The 21,075-nt window shown below is 37.3% G+C and carries 14 protein-coding genes, 1 tRNA gene and 1 rRNA gene; 6 read left to right on the plus strand and 10 right to left on the minus strand.

Features of this window, described 5'->3' with window-relative positions; translation table 11 throughout:
- Positions 1 to 12: 12 nt before the first annotated feature.
- Positions 13 to 123: ribosomal RNA gene (rrf, locus tag E4T88_RS00005) — 5S ribosomal RNA — on the plus strand.
- A 271-nt stretch (positions 124 to 394) separates the two neighbouring features.
- Here rrf and E4T88_RS00010 read toward each other — a convergent pair.
- Complete coding sequence (locus tag E4T88_RS00010) at positions 395 to 850, minus strand: hypothetical protein (RefSeq protein ID WP_135103398.1); 456 nt, start codon at positions 848 to 850, stop codon at positions 395 to 397.
- A 68-nt stretch (positions 851 to 918) separates the two neighbouring features.
- A complete protein-coding gene (locus E4T88_RS00015) occupies positions 919 to 1,698 on the minus strand; it encodes a tRNA threonylcarbamoyladenosine dehydratase (RefSeq protein ID WP_135103399.1) in 780 nt (259 codons plus the stop codon).
- Positions 1,699 to 1,868: 170 nt separating this feature from the next.
- Between E4T88_RS00015 and purD the strand changes: the two genes are divergently transcribed.
- The 3 genes from purD to E4T88_RS00030 all read left to right on the plus strand — a co-directional run bounded on the left by purD (position 1,869) and on the right by E4T88_RS00030 (position 4,402).
- A complete protein-coding gene (gene purD, locus E4T88_RS00020) occupies positions 1,869 to 3,140 on the plus strand; it encodes a phosphoribosylamine--glycine ligase (protein ID WP_135103400.1) in 1,272 nt (423 codons plus the stop codon).
- 85 nt (positions 3,141 to 3,225) lie between these two features.
- Positions 3,226 to 4,149 (plus strand): hypothetical protein, encoded by a 924-nt coding sequence (locus tag E4T88_RS00025; protein WP_228093628.1) that lies wholly within the window; start codon positions 3,226 to 3,228, stop codon positions 4,147 to 4,149.
- Between the two features lie 179 nt (positions 4,150 to 4,328).
- Positions 4,329 to 4,402: transfer RNA gene (locus tag E4T88_RS00030), tRNA-Ile, on the plus strand.
- Between the two features lie 239 nt (positions 4,403 to 4,641).
- Here E4T88_RS00030 and E4T88_RS00035 read toward each other — a convergent pair.
- The 5 genes from E4T88_RS00035 to E4T88_RS00055 form a co-directional block, all read right to left on the minus strand.
- Positions 4,642 to 5,724, minus strand: a complete 1,083-nt coding sequence (locus E4T88_RS00035; RefSeq protein WP_135103402.1) for a linear amide C-N hydrolase — start codon at positions 5,722 to 5,724, stop codon at positions 4,642 to 4,644.
- A gap of 179 nt (positions 5,725 to 5,903) precedes the next feature.
- Positions 5,904 to 6,857, minus strand: coding sequence for a family 43 glycosylhydrolase (locus tag E4T88_RS00040; protein WP_135103403.1), 954 nt, complete (start codon positions 6,855 to 6,857; stop codon positions 5,904 to 5,906).
- Positions 6,858 to 6,890: 33 nt separating this feature from the next.
- Positions 6,891 to 8,285, minus strand: a complete 1,395-nt coding sequence (locus E4T88_RS00045) for a GDSL-type esterase/lipase family protein (protein ID WP_135103404.1) — start codon at positions 8,283 to 8,285, stop codon at positions 6,891 to 6,893.
- Between the two features lie 73 nt (positions 8,286 to 8,358).
- Positions 8,359 to 10,722 (minus strand): glycoside hydrolase family 31 protein, encoded by a 2,364-nt coding sequence (locus E4T88_RS00050; protein ID WP_135103405.1) that lies wholly within the window; start codon positions 10,720 to 10,722, stop codon positions 8,359 to 8,361.
- Between the two features lie 70 nt (positions 10,723 to 10,792).
- Complete coding sequence (locus E4T88_RS00055; protein WP_135103406.1) at positions 10,793 to 13,054, minus strand: GH92 family glycosyl hydrolase; 2,262 nt, start codon at positions 13,052 to 13,054, stop codon at positions 10,793 to 10,795.
- 422 nt (positions 13,055 to 13,476) lie between these two features.
- Between E4T88_RS00055 and E4T88_RS00060 the strand changes: the two genes are divergently transcribed.
- Entirely contained in the window at positions 13,477 to 15,918 is a 2,442-nt protein-coding gene (locus E4T88_RS00060; RefSeq protein WP_135103407.1) for a glycoside hydrolase family 95 protein, read from the plus strand.
- A gap of 148 nt (positions 15,919 to 16,066) precedes the next feature.
- On the opposite strand, the gene E4T88_RS00065 is transcribed toward E4T88_RS00060, so the two are convergent.
- The 3 genes from E4T88_RS00065 to spt all read right to left on the minus strand — a co-directional run bounded on the left by E4T88_RS00065 (position 16,067) and on the right by spt (position 19,910).
- The gene (locus tag E4T88_RS00065) at positions 16,067 to 16,885 is read right to left on the minus strand and encodes an alpha/beta hydrolase (RefSeq protein WP_135103408.1); all 819 of its coding nucleotides are present in this window, start codon (positions 16,883 to 16,885) and stop codon (positions 16,067 to 16,069) included.
- 418 nt (positions 16,886 to 17,303) lie between these two features.
- Positions 17,304 to 18,608, minus strand: a complete 1,305-nt coding sequence (locus E4T88_RS00070) for a T9SS type B sorting domain-containing protein (protein ID WP_135103409.1) — start codon at positions 18,606 to 18,608, stop codon at positions 17,304 to 17,306.
- Between the two features lie 96 nt (positions 18,609 to 18,704).
- Positions 18,705 to 19,910 (minus strand): serine palmitoyltransferase, encoded by a 1,206-nt coding sequence (spt, locus tag E4T88_RS00075; RefSeq protein WP_135103410.1) that lies wholly within the window; start codon positions 19,908 to 19,910, stop codon positions 18,705 to 18,707.
- 270 nt (positions 19,911 to 20,180) lie between these two features.
- On the opposite strand from spt, the gene E4T88_RS00080 reads away from it, so the two are divergent.
- On the plus strand, positions 20,181 to 21,053 hold the full coding sequence (locus E4T88_RS00080) for a murein hydrolase activator EnvC family protein (protein ID WP_135103411.1): 873 nt from the start codon (positions 20,181 to 20,183) through the stop codon (positions 21,051 to 21,053).
- The last annotated feature ends 22 nt before the right edge of the window (positions 21,054 to 21,075 follow it).

A 21,075-nucleotide genomic window follows, 5' to 3' on the forward strand; every position in this document is an offset into this window, starting at 1 on the left:
CCGTAACGATATTCAGGTGGTTATAACACCGGGGCTCCACCTCTTCCCATTCCGAACAGAGAAGTTAAGCCCGGTCGTGCCGATGGTACTGCGTAAAAGTGGGAGAGTAGGTTACCGCCGTTTTAAATGCAAAGTCCGTATACATCTAATTGTATGCGGACTTTTGCTATTGATACAAGCATACAAAGGATAATAGAAAGATACAAATACATATCAGACAGCATAAGAAAGGAGAGCTATGATAGACTCTCCTTTTTTGTTTACAAAAGATAAATAGGCATATTTAATCACCGCTCTTAATATTAGAATATACATAAAATACCCTTTAGGCTTTGAGTATCTAAAGGGTATTTCATTTATATAGTATGTCTTATCTTATTATAAGAAGGAGATTTTAATCATTTTGATAAGGGATATTTTTGTATTCGCAAATTTCTACTAGTTTGCTCTTTACAGTTTTTACATCATCATATTTTAAAGTAACGAGATCTATTTTTCTTTGTTTCTGTCCTCCATTCAGAGAGAAAGTAATGTAGCTGATACCAATATTTAAACTACTTACATTTGTCCAATCTATTGCAGATTTACTCTGTCCCGAGATATTCGGTTTAACTGTATTGTTATCGATTGAAAGTATAGCTCCCGAAACCCATAGGGTGTTGCTTAGTAATAGTATGGCAGCAAGAATAAAGGCTATAAGCGCACTGAAAAATAATATACCATAACCACCAGAAATTCCCTCTGTAATACAGAAATAAAGAGCAAATCCTGTTAAATAAATACCTGTTATGATATTTATAGTTTTCTTAGTGGAAGAAAGCGTATTGTAATCAATAATTAATTCATTCATTGTAGTTTTATTTAAATTTATTACTACAAATATGAGAAATAATACTGATTTTATAGTGTTCTCTGAAATTATTCTTTGCAGATATCTTGAATAATAAGCCCTGCTAGGGTGAAGCCAAATGTAGCTGTGATATGAACCAGCGTACCATTGGTCTGAGCTTTCACACTCGGATTGTCTTGTTTTAGTAATTCTGAGCTCTTTGACTCATCATGTTCATACTTCAGACCTTTGTTTTCTAAAACTTCGTCACTATATACACATTTAAATTTTTTCCACGGTTTTTCTCCTTGTTTCATTTTTCGACGAAGGGCTGCAGCGAGCGGACAGCCTTTTACATTCCAAAACTCGGCAACTTTAATTCGCGTTGGATCCATTTTTAAGGCAGCACCCATCGAAGAAAATAATTTAGCTTTAGTCCGTGTTGCTGTGCGAATTAAATGTACCTTATGTTTCAGGCTATCTATTGCATCAATTATATAGTCGTAAGATTGAAGATTGAAAGAATCAGAAGTTTCTTCGCTATATACCTGAGCAATAATTTCTATTTCTGCATCGGGGTTGATGTCGAGCAATCGAGACTTTAATACTTCTACTTTACGCTGTCCAATAGTTTTTGTTGTAGCCATAAGTTGTCTGTTTATATTTGTCTCACAAACTTTATCGGAGTCAACGATAGTAAGATGTCTTATTCCTGATCGAATCAGGCTTTCGGCACACCAACTACCAACTCCTCCTACACCGAATAAAATAACTCTTACCGAAGAGATCTTGTTCATCAATTTGTCACCCAGTAATAGTTCTGCTCTCTTAAAGATTCCTTTTTCCTCTTGCATTCTTTCTATTTTCATTTTTTTAGGGGTACAAACTTACAATAAATATTTCTGATTTCATGTTAAGAAAATAATCATGTATCTTTGCTGCTCAAATAATTAACGTGTCATGGTACTCTTCTTGTATTGAGACACCTATTATTAAGTGAATCTAGCTAAGAATACAACAAAATATTATCTTTTTAATTATGAATATATTATTATTAGGAAACGGAGGTCGTGAAAATGCATTGGCATGGAAGATTAAGCAAAGCGATAAGGTTCAGAAACTTTATGTGGCTCCCGGCAATGCAGGAACTCATGAAATAGCTGTAAACGTAAACTTATTGCCCACTGATTTTCCTGAGATAAAACAATTCGTATTAGAGAATAAGATAGATATGGTTGTTGTAGGTCCCGAAGAGCCACTTGTAAGAGGAATATACGATTTCTTCGTCAATGATGATGATATTAAAGATATTCCGGTTATAGGCCCCTCTAAGATAGGAGCACAGCTTGAAGGTAGCAAGGATTTTGCTAAGCAATTTATGATGCGTCATAATATTCCTACAGCCAGATATAAAAGCTTTACATTAGATGAGTTGGACGAAGCTTATTCATTTTTAGAAGAGTTAGAGGCTCCGTATGTGTTGAAGGCTGATGGATTAGCCGCAGGAAAAGGTGTACTTATAATAAGTGATATAGAGGAAGCGAAACAAGAGCTAAAAGAAATGCTTTCGGGGATGTTTGGCGATGCTAGTAAAACTGTTGTTATAGAAGAGTTTTTGTCGGGAATAGAATGTTCTGTATTTGTGTTAACGGATGGAGATTCATATAAAATACTACCTGTAGCCAAAGATTATAAACGAATTGGCGAAGGAGATACAGGGCTGAATACCGGAGGAATGGGTGCTGTGTCGCCGGTATCGTTTGCTGACGATGTATTCATGAAAAAAGTAGAAGACCGTATTGTTATTCCAACAATAGAGGGACTGAAAAAGGATAAAATTATATATAAAGGATTTATTTTCTTAGGCTTAATAGAGGTCAAAGGAGAACCTATGGTAATTGAATATAACGTACGTATGGGTGATCCTGAAACTGAAGTTGTCATGTTGCGGATAAAGTCTGATTTTGTTTCTTTGTTAGAAGGGGTTGCAACAGGTACATTGGAAAGTAAATTGTTGGAAATAGATAGTCGCTATGCTGTTACCGTGATGCTTGTTGCGGGTGGTTATCCGGGAGACTATGAGAAAAATAAAGAAATGTCGGGTTTGGATAAGGTAAAAGATAGTATCTTATTTCATGCCGGAACAAAGCTTGAAAATAATAAGGTGCTGACAAACGGAGGACGTGTTATTGCAATAAGTTCATATGGAGAAACCAAGAATGAAGCCCTATCTCTATCCTTCAAGAATGCAGATGTAATATCTTATGATAAAAAATACTATAGGAAAGATATAGGTTTCGATCTCAAATAAAATGGCAGCTATTCCTAGATTTTATAAAAGTCATATTGCGGAAGGAAAGGGGTTTCTTATAATCTCTATTATTTTCGCAGTATGTATGAGGATAGCATTTGTAGTATCATCAAATGCTATGCCTTCAAATATGGAAGGAGGGTATCTTTGGCAACTGCTCGATTTCTTTTCGGGTAATCCATTATATTCATTGGCAGGTAGTAGTATTATTGTATCTGCAATGGCTGTATTGACTGCTCATATCAATACTGATTTTGTACTGATAAGGCGGAGGACTCTGTTGCCTCCCGCTATTATAATTTTATTGTTTAGCTGTCACCCTTCGTTGGTGTGGATATCTCCGGCGTATATTGGGGTATTATTCATGCTTTTTACAGTATCTATATTATTCGCCTCTTATAATCACTCTGAAAGATCTGTCGCTGCATTTAAAATAGCGTTTATGCTTTCTTTAGGAAGCCTGTTTACGCCTCTTTTATTACTCTTTGTCCCATTAACATGGATTGCTCTTGTAATAATGAGATGTTTTAGTTTTAGATCCTTGTTAGCATCCTTTTTGGGAGCCTTTATAGTATATTTTCCTACATTCTCTTTTTATCTTCTTACGGATAATCTAAACGAATTTCTTTCTCCTTTTCTACATTATAGCAGTTCTCAACAGTTAGTTATGTTTCCTTTTCTCCGTTTTGATATTGCTATATGGGCTTCTCTTATTTTTATAATTCTTTTTTTGAGTATTATCATTGGAGATAATTTCCTTAACAGGCATAAGGATAAAATAAAGATAAGGGCATATTTATCGTTATTGATATTTTTCACAGTCTTATCTTTATTGTTCTCTATCTTTATAAATATAACACCGCAAGTGAGTCTGTATATTTTTATGGGTGTGGGATCATTCCTATTATCTCATTTCTTTGCACTAGGAGAAACAAAGGGGACAGTAGTACTATTTTATATCTTTATAGTGGCTTGTTTGTTGTTTAGCGGCTTATCTTTTCTCCGATAGTAAAAAAAATACCAACAAATGTTTTTGTAGTTCAATTTTATCACGTTGATACAAAGTTTCTTAGTTTCTATCGTGGTTTGAGTGATAAATCTTCTGGTAGTTTTTTTACTCAAAAACTTGCTAGTCTCGCTAAAAAGCAGTAATATTGCATCCGATTTCGGGATAACCTCCGAAAATCAGGTCCTATAGCTCAGTTGGTTAGAGCATCTGACTCATAATCAGGGGGTCCCTGGTTCAAGCCCAGGTGGGACCACTTAAAATGAAAGAGTTACAGTAGAAACTGTAACTCTTTTTTTGTTTTAATGCCCTTGTTTTAGTAGTGTTTCGATGGGTTTTGTAAACCAATAGTAAAACCACAAAACAATTTTGTGGAGAGGAAAATAAGTAATTTCTAAACTGTTTCTTTATAAGAACATAGAATTTAATGTCCCTATTTTACAACCATTCTTGCTTATTTGAATAAGCGCAACCATAATTATACTTAATGAATATTTATGATTTTATATTGACCGATTCCACAGGTTGCTTCTTTATGCTATCCAAAGGCATACTGTGATATTTTACATTTTCAAAATCAATAGTGTTTAGGTTGATGCAACGGATATTACTATTATACATAGTTCGATAATAGATGATACAATTTTGTGTATCTGTAGCCACTGTAAACTGAGTAGCACTTGGTACATCAGCTGATGCTTTTCCCCATAGTTGTTCTGTACCTGTTGGAATATCGAAATTATTCAAAATATGAAATGCCTGGAAAACACTTTCCTGTGCAGACTGTTGTTGTGGAGCAGTCAATTGGAAAAACGTAGCACGAACAAATCGAGATGGAGGAGTAAAATCTCCCGGAAGTCCTAACAAACCGGTTCCATGTCCGAGCGACTTCGTTTGCAAAGGGCCAAAATTATGTCCTGGAGGTGTGCCGGGTTGTAAATTTATATAATTATTCAAGTTTGTCCAGTGCCATTCTAAGCCCGGTGAATTGGTCAATACTCCCAAAGGATTATCATAAAAATGCATGATTTCATCTACTATCTCAAGTACGATCTGACGCCCCGATGGTTCAGTGAATCGCCAATGTACAGTGGAAGACCGAGGATCAATATTCGTAACACGTATATTTTTTAGTTTTTCTTTAACTTCATCTACAGTTTCACACTCACCTAGTACATAAGATACTAATTGGAAATCCGCTAAGTTTCTTTCTTTTTGGGATGGATCATAAGAGGGGTATTTTCCATAATTAGGGAAATAAAAGAGTCCGGCAGACAGACCTTTTTCATTGACACCTTCCACCATAAATTCCTTTTGCTCTACCGACAAACCTATAAATCCGTATTTGCTAGTAAATTTCATTCCATCCATTCCGGAAGGTGTGAGCGACTGAAGCTGCTGATGGCGAGGAACAACCACATACATCGTATTCATAACACTTTCAGCCCATTCAATAGTACGTGCGGCAACGACACTTCCATCACTACTTTTTAATGTGATACCTGTACAAGCATTTATTGACGCTTGTAATTGCAAAACAAGTATAGCCAGTAAAATTAATGATTGTTTTGAGTTCATAGTTAACAATTTTAGTGTTTCAATAATAAAACAATTGAAAGACAAAAACTGTTTAATGTGAAATTTTAATTGCCTTGTAATCAGATTTTATAGCATTCAGCCGTCCACGGCTAATACTGATAAAGAATATATTCTTGTTTTATATATCCAATAGAAATGTTTGTTGTACTTCGTATCAATTACTTTGTTTGATTTACCATTTGTATTGTACCATCAGCATTATAATAAAGCTTATCTACACATACTGATCGTAGCCAATCATTAAATTCTCCATTTTTTTCAGATAAGGAACTATCATGGTAGAAAGAGTACCACTGACCTTTGTATTCTACTATCGATCCATGGTTCGTATAGCTATTTGTTGGTTCCATATAAATGCCCTGAGACTTCCAAGGTCCTAGTGGACTATTGCTCGTTGCATATCGCATGCGATTGTCTCCTTTTACTCCATCATTCCAATTGTTATCATGATTGTCTGAATAAGATAGATAATAAATACCATTACGCTTGTGTACCCATGCCGCTTCATGGAAATCATAAAGACCTTCCATCTTCTGAAGGCTACCATCTAGTTCCATCATATTGTCTTTGAGCTTACCTCCGAGGCATATACCTCCACCTCCTTGATATATGTATGCTTGCCCATCATCATCGATAAATACATTCGGGTCGATATGAGCCTCCATTCCTTTTACGTATCCTTCTACCACAAAGTCTTTTGCAGGAAATTTACTTGTTGCCACTCCAATTTTCCAACTTTTGTCCCAATCCGATTCGCTTGGATGCGGAAAATAAAAATAATACGTGGCGTTTTTATAAACACAATCGGGAGCCCACATAAACCCCCCTTCAGGTCTACCCCAGGATACTTGAGTCGAGCGAAGTATTTCGCCATGATCTACCCAGTTTACCATATCTTCTGTAGAGAATACATGATATTGATCCATCAGGTCGCACCCTTGAGGCGGGGCGATATCATGCGATGCATATACATACAGACGTCCATCATTCCATACCCGAGCCGAAGGATCGGCTGTATACATATGTTTTATAAACGGATTTTTCTGAGCATAGCTATTGCAGGATAACAGAGAAAATACAGCGATGTATAGGGTGAAGAGACCTTTTTTCATTTAGGTTAGTGTTATGAATTATTTACGACTTATTTATTTTCTATTTGCTTTTAGTATGAAGTCAACAATGGGTGCAGGATTAGAAAGACTATGCGGGTGATGTTTGAAGCCATCCTTCATCATTACGGTGATATCTCCACCCGCTTCTTTTATTTTTCTTTCAAACTCGATCGTTTGACTTGGAGGTACAGCTTCATCCTGATTGGCACAAAGTATAAGAATAGGGTATCTTCCATTTACTATTTCTTTTATCTTATCTGTTGGGCTTCCTTTAAATGTACGTATATCCGCTTTCGTTTTCATATTGTATGCTTGTATGAAGTTTTCCGTCATTTCATCTAAATCTCCATTTCTATCTGCTAAATAGCGGCAGTCGAGCAAAGGATTATCTACGTATATGCAACTAACTTTATCTGGATTGGCTGCTGCCCAGCAAAATGAATACATTGCACCGCGGCTCATACCTTCCATTGTACTCTTTTTCGATAAATCTGCATTTGTTAATAGATTGTAGAACTCATCCCATATAGAAAGTGCCTCCTTATTTCCCATCAGTTCGGCAACATCGCAATATACCAGATGATAGCCTCTTTCGAGTAGAGCTATATCGGTTTGTGGTTCATGCGCCCAAAATCGGGCACGCCATATCCACGGTTTTCCCAAAGCTGTAAATTTAGGTTTAACAACTTTACAGTCACGACCTCTTAACTTAAAATCTATCGATACGTATCCTTTGAAATTATTTATAGTATGTGCTGTTTTTAGTTTCGCCAGAACATCAAAAGATTTTTCTGTTTTTAATGTAATTTGCTCATATAATCTGCTCGCTATAATTTCCGAACCTTTGTCTCCGGGATGTATCTTGTCCGGAAATAAATCGGGTCTATTTATCAGCAGGGAGTGCATATCCAATACTTCTATATCTTCATTGTATGCTACCTGCTGAATAATTGGAATAATATCGTTTACAATAACGGGATCCCATATTTGGTTCGAGTCTGTTTCGAAGGAAACAAAGGGAAGCATCAGGATAATTCGTGGTTTTGATGGCAGGCTTTTAAAGGACTTTACCATGTCGCTACAATCCTTTGCAAACTCATTCATGTAAACCTGATTAATAGCCTTTGCATCATTTCCTCCTAGATCAATAAACACGATATCGGGATTGCTATTTAAAGCTTTCTTATAGGCTTGGGTATTCCAATAGGGATGATCTCCTTTGCGAAGCATGGTACAACTACTTACTCCACAATTGACCACTTCGTAATCACTCCCTAAAAGGTGTGCGAGCTGTGCTGGATACGAATCTCTTTTCGGATCAGTTGTTAACGCCCCTTCCGTAATACTCGCTCCTACACAGACTACTTTTGTCTGAGCACTAGCTATCATCTGAGAGATGAAAAGACAGAGAATAAGTATATATTTCATGCTGTGCGTTTATTTCCTTTTATATTAGCATGGTGGGATGAAAATCAAAAGAGTAAGTCACACTTTCTTAATACTAGAGCTTAATGTTCATTTCTTCACCTTGATATAGAATTTCTTTATCGGGTTGTGAAGTAATATTTATGCTTTTCCCTTCCTCTATTACTGTAATATTAAAAGATCTGGTTTTCAACATGCCCGGAAATTCGCCTCGCCTCTTTCCTATAGTCAATGTTTTACTTTTGTCATTCCATTTCATTGTAATTGTTGAATAGATCCCTTTTTCGTAATTATAGTTGTTGTTCTCATCTTCATACAATACAGATTCAGCATCTTTTCCGGGATAAACAAATAGCTTAAGATTATCCCATTTTCTTTCCTCTGCATATTGCACTTTGGGACCCCATGGGAGTATAGTGCCCGCTTTTATATATAGTGGAATAATATCTATTGGTGCTGCTTTGCTGACTTCCTGTCCTCCGTTAAGCTTTTCTCCTGTCCAGAAATCATACCAGTCGGCTCCTTCCGGCAAATATACTTTTCGAGATTTTACCACATTGAAATTTTCTATAACATTGCCATTTATACGATCCACATACATAGAATCTGTTACAGGGGCAACTAGTATTGACTTACCAAACATAAACTGATTGTCTATATTATGTACTTTTTTGTCTTTGGCAAAATCCATGCTTAAAGCCCTCATCATAGAGCCTGCATTTGCTGTAATGTCATGTCCTATAGAATACATATATGGTAATAGACTATATCGAAGATTGATATATTTCTCCTGAGCATCATAAGCCCAATCTCCTTTTTTTCCGAACAGATATATCTCTCGGGGAGTATTTGTTCCATGCGAACGCATCATTGGTGTAAATGTAGCGAACTGCATCCAACGCACATATAATTCATGGAATGCTCTATCTTCAACCCCTTTAGGATAGACACGCCCTGCCCAAAAACCTCCTATGTCTGTGTTCCAGTAAGGAATTCCGCAAAGAGAGAAGTTTAGGCCTGCCGAAATTTGATTGCGAAGCACATGCCAACGTGAATCGATATCTCCCGACCAAGAGTTTGCTCCATAGCGTTGCTGTCCTGCAAAGGCTGAGCGGGTAAGTATATATACGCGCTTTTCAGACGTCGTCTTGCGTTGGTTGTCGTACACACCACCAATAGATGCCAGTGGATACGCATTTGCTATGTCTCTGTATGACCCAAGATATGTAGTCTCATTGAAAGACTTTTCACTTACATTGTATTCTGGCTCTGTGGCATCCAGCCACCAACCGTCCATACCGATAGAGAATATATTTTTATTCATGAAATCCCAATACACTCGGCGACCTTCGGGATTGAATGCATCATATACTTTTACTCCATTATCTTGAGGAAATGTATCGAAGTTGAATAAGAGTTTTTTATTTTTTAGTTCTTTATGGATATTTGTATTCGGGCCAAAGGATGGCCAAACGGAGATGGCTATATGTGCATTCATTTTGTGCACATCGTCTATCATTTTCTGAGGATTAGGGAAAGTCGGATTTCCAAATTCTACAGCGTTCCACTGCTTGTTGTCAGTGCTCCAGTATTGCCAGTCCTGCACAATGCCGTCAAGAGGTATGTTTAGACTGCGGTATTTTTTTACCACATCCAGTAGTTCATCTTGCGATGTATATCGTTCGCGGCTTTGCCAAAATCCGTATGTCCATAACGGAAACATTGGAGCCTGCCCTGTCAGTTCTCGTATCTGTGCAATGACACCATCAGCATTTTGTCCATACATAAAATAATAATCAATACATTTACCCGAAGCAGAAGTAAAAGACAATCCTTCTGCCGAATCTTTATAAACTGTAGGCGAGTAATTATCCCAGAAGATGGCATATCCTTTTACCGAATGAATAATTGGTATTGCTATTTCCGTATTTCTCTGGCGAAGCTCTACCTCTTGTCCGCGTTGATTCATATGTCCTTGTTGATGCTGTCCCAGCCCGTAAATGGCCTCTTGCTTATCCAATAGAAATGTTTGTTGTACTTCGTAAGACTTACCGCTCTCGTAGTTTTTTGGCGTAAAGATGGAAGAACTATTCTTCTCTGCTATAAAAGGTCTCGTGTCAGTACCGTTAAATAATACATCTCCGGTCTTGAGGTTTAGGGTAACAATAACCTCTGATGAAGTTAATGTTATCACATTGTTATATTCTTGTATTTGAAAATTTGTGCTTTCAGGTTCTTTAATCACCGAGAGGCTTTTTTTGTTTGGGATTTCTCCCTGTGGATATTTTAAAATCCTTATAATTTTAGAATTAAAAAATTGAATTTCAATGCTTGTTGAATTTATATTAGCCTTTATGCCTTGAGATGTACGCTGATAATTTTGTGCAGTAAGCTGACTGCAAAGGGTGAGAATGAAAAGTGTAATGAGTGCTTTTTTCATGATTGTATCGATTTTTATATTCTCCCTGTGATGTTTTATATTATTTAGCATCACAGAGAGAAATGACTTTTTATAGTTTTTCGGCTGAAGGTGGAGCTTGGTTTGCTCCCCATGCTTTATTCGCCTTATTACCCATTATTAACACAAGTTTGCCGCCATTTTCTATATTCGAATGATTGAACCAAGGTTTGTTCCACTCTTTTCCATTCAATGTAGCCGATTGGATATACTTGTTGTCTTCAGAATAGTTTTGAGCTACTACTTCAAATACTTTACCATTGCTCAATATCATACTAGCTTGAGAAAACATGGGGCTTCCAATATTATAAACAGGCATACCCGGAGTAACAGGATAGAATCCCATCATAGAGAATACCACAAAAGCAGATGTTCCTCCTCCGTCTTCATCGCCGGGAACGCCCATCAGGTCGTTTCTAAACCACTGCTTCAATAAAGTATGAATACGTTTCTGCGTTTTCCACGGCTGTCCGGCGTAGTTGTAGAGATAAGGAATATGAAGGCTTGGTTCGTTTGCCATAGAGAATTGTCCTACATTGCCTGTATGATCGGGCAATTGTGCATAAAATTCGTATTTGCCACGTCCAAGAGGTTCGTTAAAAGTTTGATCCAGATTCTTTATGAATTGTTCATTTCCTCCCATCAGATTTACAAGGTCATCCACATTATGAGGTACATCCCAACGATAAATCCAGCCGTTATTTTCTCCGTAATAGTCCCGTGCACCCATGCCTCCCGAGAAGCGGTAATCGAACGGTTCTATAAATTTCCCTTCTTTATCTTTCGGGTGGAAAAAGCCTGTTTCTGCATTGTAGACATTTCTATAGTTGTAAGAACTCTTCAGATAATACTTTGCTTCATCTTCTTTGCCCAAGGCTTTGGCTATTTGCGACAAGCACCATTGATCGTATGCAGTGCCAAGGGTTACGGCTATCGGTTGTCTTTTTTCGAAAGGGCTAACATTTGCTACCGTTTCTTTTTCGCCCGGATATAACGCCGGAATATATCCTTTTTCTTTATAAAACTCATCTAGCCATCCGGCAGGAGCTCCCGACCATGGAATAAGCGTTTTTTCTTCTATTCCTTTTTTACATGCGATATATGCCTTTTCCAAGTCGAAACCTTTTAACCCTTTTGCATAGCCATCAATAACTGTAGCTACGGCATGGTTGGAGTTCATCCGGCGAGAATCGCCTGTAATCTCAGGGAAGGTAGGCATCCAGTTGTTGCCCATTTGTTCCGCCATCAGCAAGTATGAATTAATGATATTCACTTCTTCCTCAGCATCGATCATTACACGCAAAGGATGAGTAGCACGATAGGTGTCCCAGATCCAGTCGTCTGTAAAGAACGGTTTGCCTGCGTCTTCATGTACTTTTCCGTCAAAAGCACTGAAGTAACGACCGCCTTCGCTGATGCATACCGGACGTTCATAACAACGATAGAGAGAAGTATAGAATACCGTTTTGTCAGTATCGCTGTCTCCATTAACCTTGATTTTGCCTAAAGCGTCATTCCATATTTTGCGGCCTTTATCAGCCAGTTGTTTCACTTCATAGTCTTTTTGCTCTCTGCGTAGATTCTCTTTTGCTTGTTCTTCGCTGATAAATGATACTCCGTAGCGTAAGCGCAAAGTTTGTGCATTATCTCCATAATATAATACGACACAGGCATTGTTGCCTTCGGCACTTTTTTCTTTGTCGTTTATTGTATTGTCTTTCAATACTCCTGTAAGTACAGGGTTTTGTTCTGTTTCCAGATATATATATACATTCGTATTATTCGCCAGTTTTTGGTATCCGCTTACTATATTTCCGTCTGTCCTTATCGCTCCGTTACGCGAATTGAGTATCAGGTAAGCAGGAGTGTTGGGCAAAGTATAGTCTATCTGATAAATAGCGGATTGGTGAGCAAGTGCATATTGGATATGCGTTTGTTGATCGTCCAAGTCAACCTCATAGCTGTACGGCGTGATCTTTTCACGATCGTAGCTGTAGGATATAACAGGTTTTATTTTGGCTTTATCACCCTGATAAGGACTCAGGTTGAAGGCCGAACTACCTCTGTGACTCGTGATGATCAGAGGTAGCCCCTTGATCATATCGCTCGTGAAATCGGCACGTTCGGGGTAAACCCGAAGCATACTGTTAGGCAGATGGATGGTCGGATACGTGGGTACCAATAGGTGACTGATGTTTCCCATATAAGGGTTTACATAATCTACCGGCTGCTTGTTGACACCGCTGTTGTTACTTGCTGTGCAAGCTGATAAAATAGAAATAAAAACAATGGTGAATGCATTTCTAAGCTTCATGATAAGTTTTAATTTAAGTTGGCATTTATTTAATTTCGAGTACAAAGTAAACATATACCATTCGTATAAAGAATTAAGATTTGTATTTTCTATTCAAAGAATGTTTATTAACATATATGTCGAAATAATTTTATCTCCGGATTTATGATATTTTTCATTGGTATTAATGATTATGATATTTTTATATCACAAAGTAATGTGAGGGCAATTAAAAAAATACGTCGCTAGGTGTTAATAGGAGTATTAAAATGTAATTAAAATGCGATATTAACCGATGATTACATGAAAAATGGGTCTTTTTTGATGCAAAAGCAGTAAAATTTGGGTAATCTCCTTTTTTTAATAAGATATTAAGTCTGCATTAATTTGATTTTTAATATATAAGCTTTTTCTTTGTTCTCGAATGAATACTTGTAAATATCATGAAGAAATACCTTTTGTTTTTATCAATTTTTACTTTAAGTACTATTTTTTGTAAAGCTGAAGACACTAAGCTTTTCTATAAGTGTCCGGCTAAGGAGTGGGTAGAAGCATTGCCTTTGGGAAATTCTCGGTTGGGTGCAATGGTTTTTGGAAATCCTGCAAGAGAACAGCTCCAGCTCAATGAGGAAACGATGTGGGGAGGAGGGCCTCACAGAAATGATAGCCCTAATATGTTAAAAGTGCTGGATGAGGTGCGCTCTCTTATCTTTGCCGGAAAAGAAAAAGAAGCAGAGGCTTTGTTGGAAAAAAATATGAGAACTCCGCATAATGGTATGCCCTATCAAACAATAGGAAGCTTATATTTAGATTTTGCAGGACATAATAAATATTCTAATTATTCAAGACAACTTGACTTGGCTACAGCAGTAGCTACGACAAAATATACCGTAGATGACATTAATTATACTCGTGAGATATTCTCTTCTTTTACAGATAATGTCATTGTTATGAAAATCACAGCTGATAAGGCGAATAGTATTAGCTTCACAGCAGGATATGACTCTCCTGTAAAAGATTATAAAGTTCAAGCTAAGGGTGATAAGCTTATTCTCAAAGGTATGGGAGCAGAACACGAAGGAATAAAAGGCGTGATTCGGTTCGAAAACCAAACTCAAATAAAAACTGTAGGAGGGAGTGTAAAAGTTGAGGGTAACAAACTCTCAGTAAAAGCTGCCAACTCGGTTGTTATCTATATTTCTATAGCCACTAATTTTGTGAATTACCAGGATGTGAGTGCTAATGAATCAACAAGGGCTACTCATTTTTTGAAAACCGCAATATCGAAGTCCTATGATAAAGCATTAGCAGATCATATAAAATACTATAAAAAACAATTCGATCGGGTATCATTAGATTTGGGAAAATCGGACAGTATTCTTGAAGAAACAGATGTAAGAGTTAGAAACTTCAAAGAAGGAAAAGATCAAAGTCTGGTTACCCTACTTTTCCAGTTTGGGCGTTATCTGCTTATTAGTTCATCCCAACCGGGAGGGCAACCAGCTAATCTGCAAGGAATATGGAACGACCAATTAGTGCCGCCTTGGGATAGTAAATACACTATTAATATCAATACGGAGATGAACTATTGGCCTGCAGAGGTTACCAATCTAAGCGAAACGCATCAACCTCTTTTCCAGATGTTAAAAGAATTGGCGGTGACAGGGCAGGAGACAGCAAAGGTAATGTACAATGCCAATGGCTGGGTTGCGCATCATAATACGGATCTTTGGCGTACTACAGGTCCTGTAGACGGAGCATTTCATGGCATGTGGCCTAATGGAGGGGCATGGCTGAGTCAACACATGTGGCAACATTACTTATATACAGGAGACAAGAATTTCTTAAAAGAAGCATACCCTGTGCTGAAAGGCGCAGCAGATTTCTTTCTCGATTTTTTGGTGGAACATCCTACATATAAATGGATGGTAACATCACCGTCGACCTCTCCCGAACAAGGCCCTCCTGGAAAAAATACGAGTATAACGGCAGGATCTACAATGGATAATCAAATTGTATTTGATGTGCTTAACAATGCTCTGGAGGCATCCAAGACCTTAGGCGTAAGTGATGAAGCATATAATCAAAAACTCGAGAATATGATTTCTCGCCTTGCACCTATGCAGATAGGAAAGTACAATCAATTGCAGGAATGGTTGGGAGATTGGGACGATCCGAAGAATGATCATCGTCATGTCTCTCACTTGTATGGGTTATATCCAAGCAATCAGATTTCGCCATATTCACATCCAACGCTTTTTCAGGCGGCAAAAAACTCACTTCTCTATCGTGGAGATATGGCTACAGGCTGGTCGATAGGTTGGAAAATTAATTTTTGGGCACGTCTGCTCGATGGTAATCATGCCTATAAAATTATTTCGAATATGCTATCTTTGGTAGAGCCGGGTAATAACGATGGGCGTACTTATCCGAACCTGTTTGATGCCCATCCGCCATTTCAGATAGATGGGAATTTTGGTTTTACTGCAGGGGTAGCAGAGATGCTTCTGCAAAGTCATGATGGAGCAATACATTTACTACCGGCTTTGCCTGATAAGTGGAAGAACGGAAGTGTTAAAGGGCTAGTGGCTCGTGGTGGTTTCGAAATTTCGTCGATGGATTGGAGTGATGGCGAGATCTCTTCTGTAACAATTACCTCTAAACTAGGCGGAAATATGCGCCTTCGCTCTTATGTGCCATTAAGTGGTGATGGATTGCAGGAGGCAAGGGGCATGAATACTAATCCGCTATATAAAACGGCAGATATAAAAGAGCCGTTGGTATCGAAAGAAATAAATCCTCAATATCCTCTGTTGTATAAAGTTTACGAATATGATATAATGACTCAACAAGGGCAGTCATATACCTTAAAGAGAGGTAAGTAAGTTTTCCTGTAGTGGATTAAAAGTGTTTTTCGTTATCAATATTATTCTCTCTGTCATTCTGAATACAATGAAGAATCTCCTCTTTCTGAGTATATTAAAAACTGACAAGGAAATAATGAAAAACACTTTTAATCGCTTACTTACTATATTATAATTTACTGTGTTTCTTTATCCAGTCCAGTATCAAATAACATCCCGGAGCATATACGTTGCCATGATCAAATCCTTGTAGCTCATACAATACAACTTCTTTGTTGTTCAGCGATTTTAGAATAGCTTCTAAATGCGCATTTTCTTCGTATCTGGCTGTTAACTCGAGTTTACGATCACCTGTAATTAGTAAAGTGGGAGGGATACCGGTTCTTGCCTTATTCAGAGGAGCGTATTCGTCAATAATTGGGATATTATATGGTATGCCTCTTTCTTTTCGGATGGTGAAATGTGTATTTGTTTGTCCACTAATAGGTATAAGTCCTTTTATCTTATCGGCATCTACTCCATATTTTTCAAGATAACTTTTATCTAAACCGACCATCAGGGTCAGATATCCTCCTGCCGAATGTCCCGATACATAAATATCTTTGGTGCTGCCTCCGTAAGATGCTATATTGTTGAATACCCAGGCAATGGATGCCGCAGCATCTTCGATATAAGCCGGATTTGTTGCTTTCGGGCTCAGACGGTAGTTAACAGCTACTACAGCAATACCTTTATTCTTTAGTTCGTTAGGTATTCCTTTTTCTCCACCTTCGAGTCCTCCGCCGTGAAACCATACAATAACAGGGAAATCTTTCTTATTTACGGGATAATATACGTCAAGCTTGCAACGCTCCTTGCGATAATTATCTTTTTCGTTCAGACTGATATAGGATATATCTTTATCCGTTTTATACTCGTTACTAACAGAATTTTGTGCAAAGGTTGATATTGCACATAACCAAAAGATCAAAAAAATACCTTTTTTCATGACATGAATTATATTAAGTAGAAGAATTTGTGATAAAGGTATAGATTTTTAGTTTTTTGATAAAATAAATGAGACTAAACACAGAGTTAATAAGAGTATAAAAAATAAAAGCGGGCATCCCTGACCACTTTTATCTTTAGATTGATTCCTCAATCTTACTGAACTTAACTTATTAACTTATTCCTATCTTTTGTTAGTATTATTCTTATTTTCAGGTTTTCTGGCTTTTGTATATATAGTTTTTTATCTTTCGAAACAAAATTATATACAAATTATTTCGCGGAAAATAATAATCGATAGAAAGGGCCGAACTCTCGACAAAAGGATGAGATATTTCTTGTGAAAGCTGATAGTAAGTAGTATGTATATTCTAAAAAGATTCTTGGTATCTATGGCTTTGGATGGAGAACGATCTATTCTAATTTCTCCGTAAAACATTTATATCTCCACCCATACTTTTACGTCTTCCTTTCGAGTTGGTATACTCTATCACGTAATAATAGACGCCGGTAGATACATATTTGCCGTTGTGTCTTCCGTCCCAACCTTTCGATGGGTCGTTCCATTGATATATTTTTACACCCCAACGGTTGAAAATGGTACACTTAAACTTCACGATGGATTTGTAATAAACCTTAAACTCTGCATTTGTAGTTCCTCCGGGAGAAAAAAAGTTAGGGGCTTGAATGTCAGATTCTTCTATGTTAAGTTCTAAAGTGCTTATATTAACACAGGTTGCGGACTGATCGGCATTATTAGCCACTTCGAGTTTAACGATGTAATTACCATCTTTTTCGAAGGTGTACTTTTTTACATCACTACCTGTATAGCGTACAATATAGTTTGCGGTATCTTCCTTGTTATATATACTCCATGTATAGAAATAAGCTGCATCACTTCCCCGTCCATATAAGTTGACTGTGACAGGTGCAGAACTTCCTATTTCCCCATTATTTTTCCCTTCTTGCTCTGCTACAATATGTCCTTCTACAGCAATAGCATTGTACTCTTCCGAACTCTTCTCATGTGGCATCTTGAAGTATTCTGCAAATTGATCCCCCTTCAGTTTGAAAACGGTATTCATTAAAGGAGCATCTATCGTTTCTTCAGTATCTATATTTAAGGTTCTTATGTTTTCTACAAAAGCCTTGTTGTTTTCGTCCCATTCTTGAATGTCGTAGCTGACAGTATATCTTCGGGGGATTTCTCTTCTACTTCCATTTGTTGTATAGAAGAATAGTTTATCTTCTGTTTTTCCAACTAGTAATTTAAGAAATTGGCATTTGTCATCATTTTCTCGGGCTTCGATGGATCTTAATATTGATTTATGTTGGTTATAATCAATAATCCACACAGCACTTTTGGCAACATTGTTTTCTTCTACAAAGTAGCCGTAGCCATCTTCTAGATTCGATACAGTGTATGTAGAGTTTCCGTTGATCGATTTTATGTGGAGATCAGGCTCCTCTATCTGTTTTTTATCGCCAATCGATTGTTTGTATTTGTAAAATCTGACCGAAATAGCCGATGAGTTATACTTTATTGCAGCGCCTGCAAAAGTGTTGAATAGATACACTTCTTCTATTCCTGTGCCGGTAAGGCTTTGACCTGATTCTTTTTTATAAGCGTAAGGTGTTTCTAACCCTCCCGAAACTGTATAGGTTTGTGCAAATATTGAGGTCGTAAAAACCAATAAGGTTATTAAAAAGATAGACTTTCTCATAAGTATATTCGAAGAAATGAAAAACCCTCTATCTTTTAACGGACAGAGGGTTCTCTTATTTTATATTTGAAGTATATTCTTTTGCTCTACCCTTTTTTAGGCTTTTGCATGTAATAATACTCCCATTTTTTTGAATATTGATTCTATTTTCTCAAAAGCAATGTCTACTTGTTCTTTTGTGTGTGTAGCCATAAGAGAGAAACGAATCAAAGTATCGCTTGGCGCAACAGCCGGAGATACTACAGGATTTACAAATATTCCTTCTTCGAAAAGAAGTTTTGTAATCAGGAATGTTTTCTCATTATCTCTGATAAATAGAGGTATAATAGGTGTAGATGTGTGCCCTATTTCAAATCCGCGCTCACGGAAGCCATCTAATGCATAATGCGTAATATCCCACAATGCTTTTATTCTTTCCGGTTCAGATATTATGATATCCAATGCTGCGCTGGCTGCAGCTGTTGCAGCAGGAGTAGCACTCGCGGTAAAGATATATGGACGGGAATTGTGACGTAGATAATCAAGTATTATTTCGTTACCTGCAATGAAGCCGCCAATGGAAGCTAGTGATTTACTGAAAGTTCCCATAATGAGCTCGACATCATCGACAAGTCCACATTGATCGACAAGTCCTTTTCCACTATAATCGCTTCCTAACACACCTAGACTGTGTGCTTCGTCAACCATTACACTTGCATTGTATTTTTTTGCTAATTCAATTATTTCAGGAAGATGTGCCACATCCCCTTCCATACTGAACACACCATCAATAACGATTAGTTTAACCTTATCCGGTTCACATCTTTGAAGTTGCTTTTCCAAAGAATCCATATCGTTGTGACGGAACTTGAGTTTGGTAGAATAAGATACTCGTGCTCCTTCTATGATAGAAGCGTGATCCAATTCATCCCATAAGATATAATCTTCACGTCCGGTGATACATGAAATAACACCTTGGTTTACGTTAAATCCTGTGGAGTAAACGATAGCATCTTCTTTTCCAACAAATTTAGCCAGCTTTTTTTCTAGTTCTACGTGGATATCTAATGTTCCATTCAAAAAACGGGAACCGGCCATGCCCGTTCCATATTTTTTAGTAGCATTGATTGCTGCTTCTTTTACTTTTGGATGATTAGTAAGCCCCAGATAGGCATTTGACCCGAACATCAATACTTTTTTTCCGTTGATAACAACTTCTGTATCCTGGTCGCTTTGGATTTCTCTAAAATAAGGGTAAATACCTGCAGCTCGTGTATTTCGTGCTGCGTCATACCGATACAACTTATCAGTTAATAGACTCATATTAAACTTATAACAAATGTAATTATTATAGCTGCATGTAATAAAATCACGTTATTTCACTAAAATGCAGGCTGCAAAAATAGCTAAAAAAAATAAGATTGTAATCATTTTGAATTAAATATTTAAAAAAAGGACAATTTGACCTAATCTTGTGTGGCTTCAGGTAAAGGTATATCGCTTTTTTTCTTAAATTTGTAGCTTGGTCTATAGTGTGTCTTGTGTACAAAGTGTATAGGTACACCATCAGTAGTAGCGTGATCAAAAAAATGAATGGTTAAGAAGAAAAAGAACAAACATGATATATGGAAGCGGTTACATTTCAAGTACCGTCTTTCTGTAATGAACGAAAATACACTTGAGGAAGTATGGAGCATAAAGGCATCCATGTTTTCAGGAGGTGTGTTGTTTTTGTTATTTGCTATATCTCTCGTTACTATTACCTCGTTTCTCATTATCGCTACACCTATACGATATTATCTGCCCGGATATCTCGATGCTGAAGTCAGAGAAAAGGCTCTGAGAGCTGCTATCAGGGTTGATTCGCTACAGCAACAACTCAACTATCAGGAGGCATATATCAATAATCTGAAGAATGTTTTTACCGGCGTTCTGGATGTTGATTCTGTGAAAATAACCGATACGATATCCGTTTCGGAAAATGATCCGTTGTTGAAAAGGACAGAGAAAGAGAAAGTCTTTGTAGATCGCTATGAGGATAAGGAACGGTATAATTTATCCGTTATCTCTCCTACTGCTTCGGGTCCTATGGAAGGAGTTGTTTTCTTTAAGCCATTGAAAGGATTGGTAATTAGTAAATTCAATCCGTCAAACGACCGATATGGTATTAATCTGAAAGTAGCATCTCAGGAAACTGTTTTGGCAGTACTTGAAGGTACAGTCGTTTTCTCGGGTTATGATTTTACAACAGGATATACTATGCAAATTCAACATAAAAATGGGTTTGTTTCAATTTATAAGAACAATACGTTACTTCTAAAAAAAGTAGGGGATAAAGTTCGTACCGGAGAAGCGATTGCCGTTATCGGTGATGGCAAGGCTAAAGACAATGCTGATTTAGTTCTCGGCTTTGAGCTTTGGTATAAAGGAAACCCTGTAAACCCTGAAGATTATATAGCTTTTTAATAAAAGCCCAGAAAGAAATAGA

This window comes from Dysgonomonas mossii (genome assembly GCF_004569505.1).
Lineage (GTDB): Bacteria > Bacteroidota > Bacteroidia > Bacteroidales > Dysgonomonadaceae > Dysgonomonas.

Excerpts from the sequence above, each read along its gene's own strand:
- E4T88_RS00010 (WP_135103398.1), bottom strand. The coding sequence starts at position 850 with ATGAATGAATTAATTATTGATTACAATACGCTTTCTTCCACTAAGAAA.
- E4T88_RS00015 (WP_135103399.1), bottom strand. The coding sequence starts at position 1,698 with ATGAAAATAGAAAGAATGCAAGAGGAAAAAGGAATCTTTAAGAGAGCA.
- purD (WP_135103400.1), top strand. The coding sequence starts at position 1,869 with ATGAATATATTATTATTAGGAAACGGAGGTCGTGAAAATGCATTGGCA.
- E4T88_RS00025 (WP_228093628.1), top strand. The coding sequence starts at position 3,226 with ATGAGGATAGCATTTGTAGTATCATCAAATGCTATGCCTTCAAATATG.
- E4T88_RS00035 (WP_135103402.1), bottom strand. The coding sequence starts at position 5,724 with ATGAACTCAAAACAATCATTAATTTTACTGGCTATACTTGTTTTGCAA.
- E4T88_RS00040 (WP_135103403.1), bottom strand. The coding sequence starts at position 6,857 with ATGAAAAAAGGTCTCTTCACCCTATACATCGCTGTATTTTCTCTGTTA.
- E4T88_RS00045 (WP_135103404.1), bottom strand. The coding sequence starts at position 8,285 with ATGAAATATATACTTATTCTCTGTCTTTTCATCTCTCAGATGATAGCT.
- E4T88_RS00050 (WP_135103405.1), bottom strand. The coding sequence starts at position 10,722 with ATGAAAAAAGCACTCATTACACTTTTCATTCTCACCCTTTGCAGTCAG.
- E4T88_RS00055 (WP_135103406.1), bottom strand. The coding sequence starts at position 13,054 with ATGAAGCTTAGAAATGCATTCACCATTGTTTTTATTTCTATTTTATCA.
- E4T88_RS00060 (WP_135103407.1), top strand. The coding sequence starts at position 13,477 with ATGAAGAAATACCTTTTGTTTTTATCAATTTTTACTTTAAGTACTATT.
- E4T88_RS00065 (WP_135103408.1), bottom strand. The coding sequence starts at position 16,885 with ATGAAAAAAGGTATTTTTTTGATCTTTTGGTTATGTGCAATATCAACC.
- E4T88_RS00070 (WP_135103409.1), bottom strand. The coding sequence starts at position 18,608 with ATGAGAAAGTCTATCTTTTTAATAACCTTATTGGTTTTTACGACCTCA.
- spt (WP_135103410.1), bottom strand. The coding sequence starts at position 19,910 with ATGAGTCTATTAACTGATAAGTTGTATCGGTATGACGCAGCACGAAAT.
- E4T88_RS00080 (WP_135103411.1), top strand. The coding sequence starts at position 20,181 with ATGGTTAAGAAGAAAAAGAACAAACATGATATATGGAAGCGGTTACAT.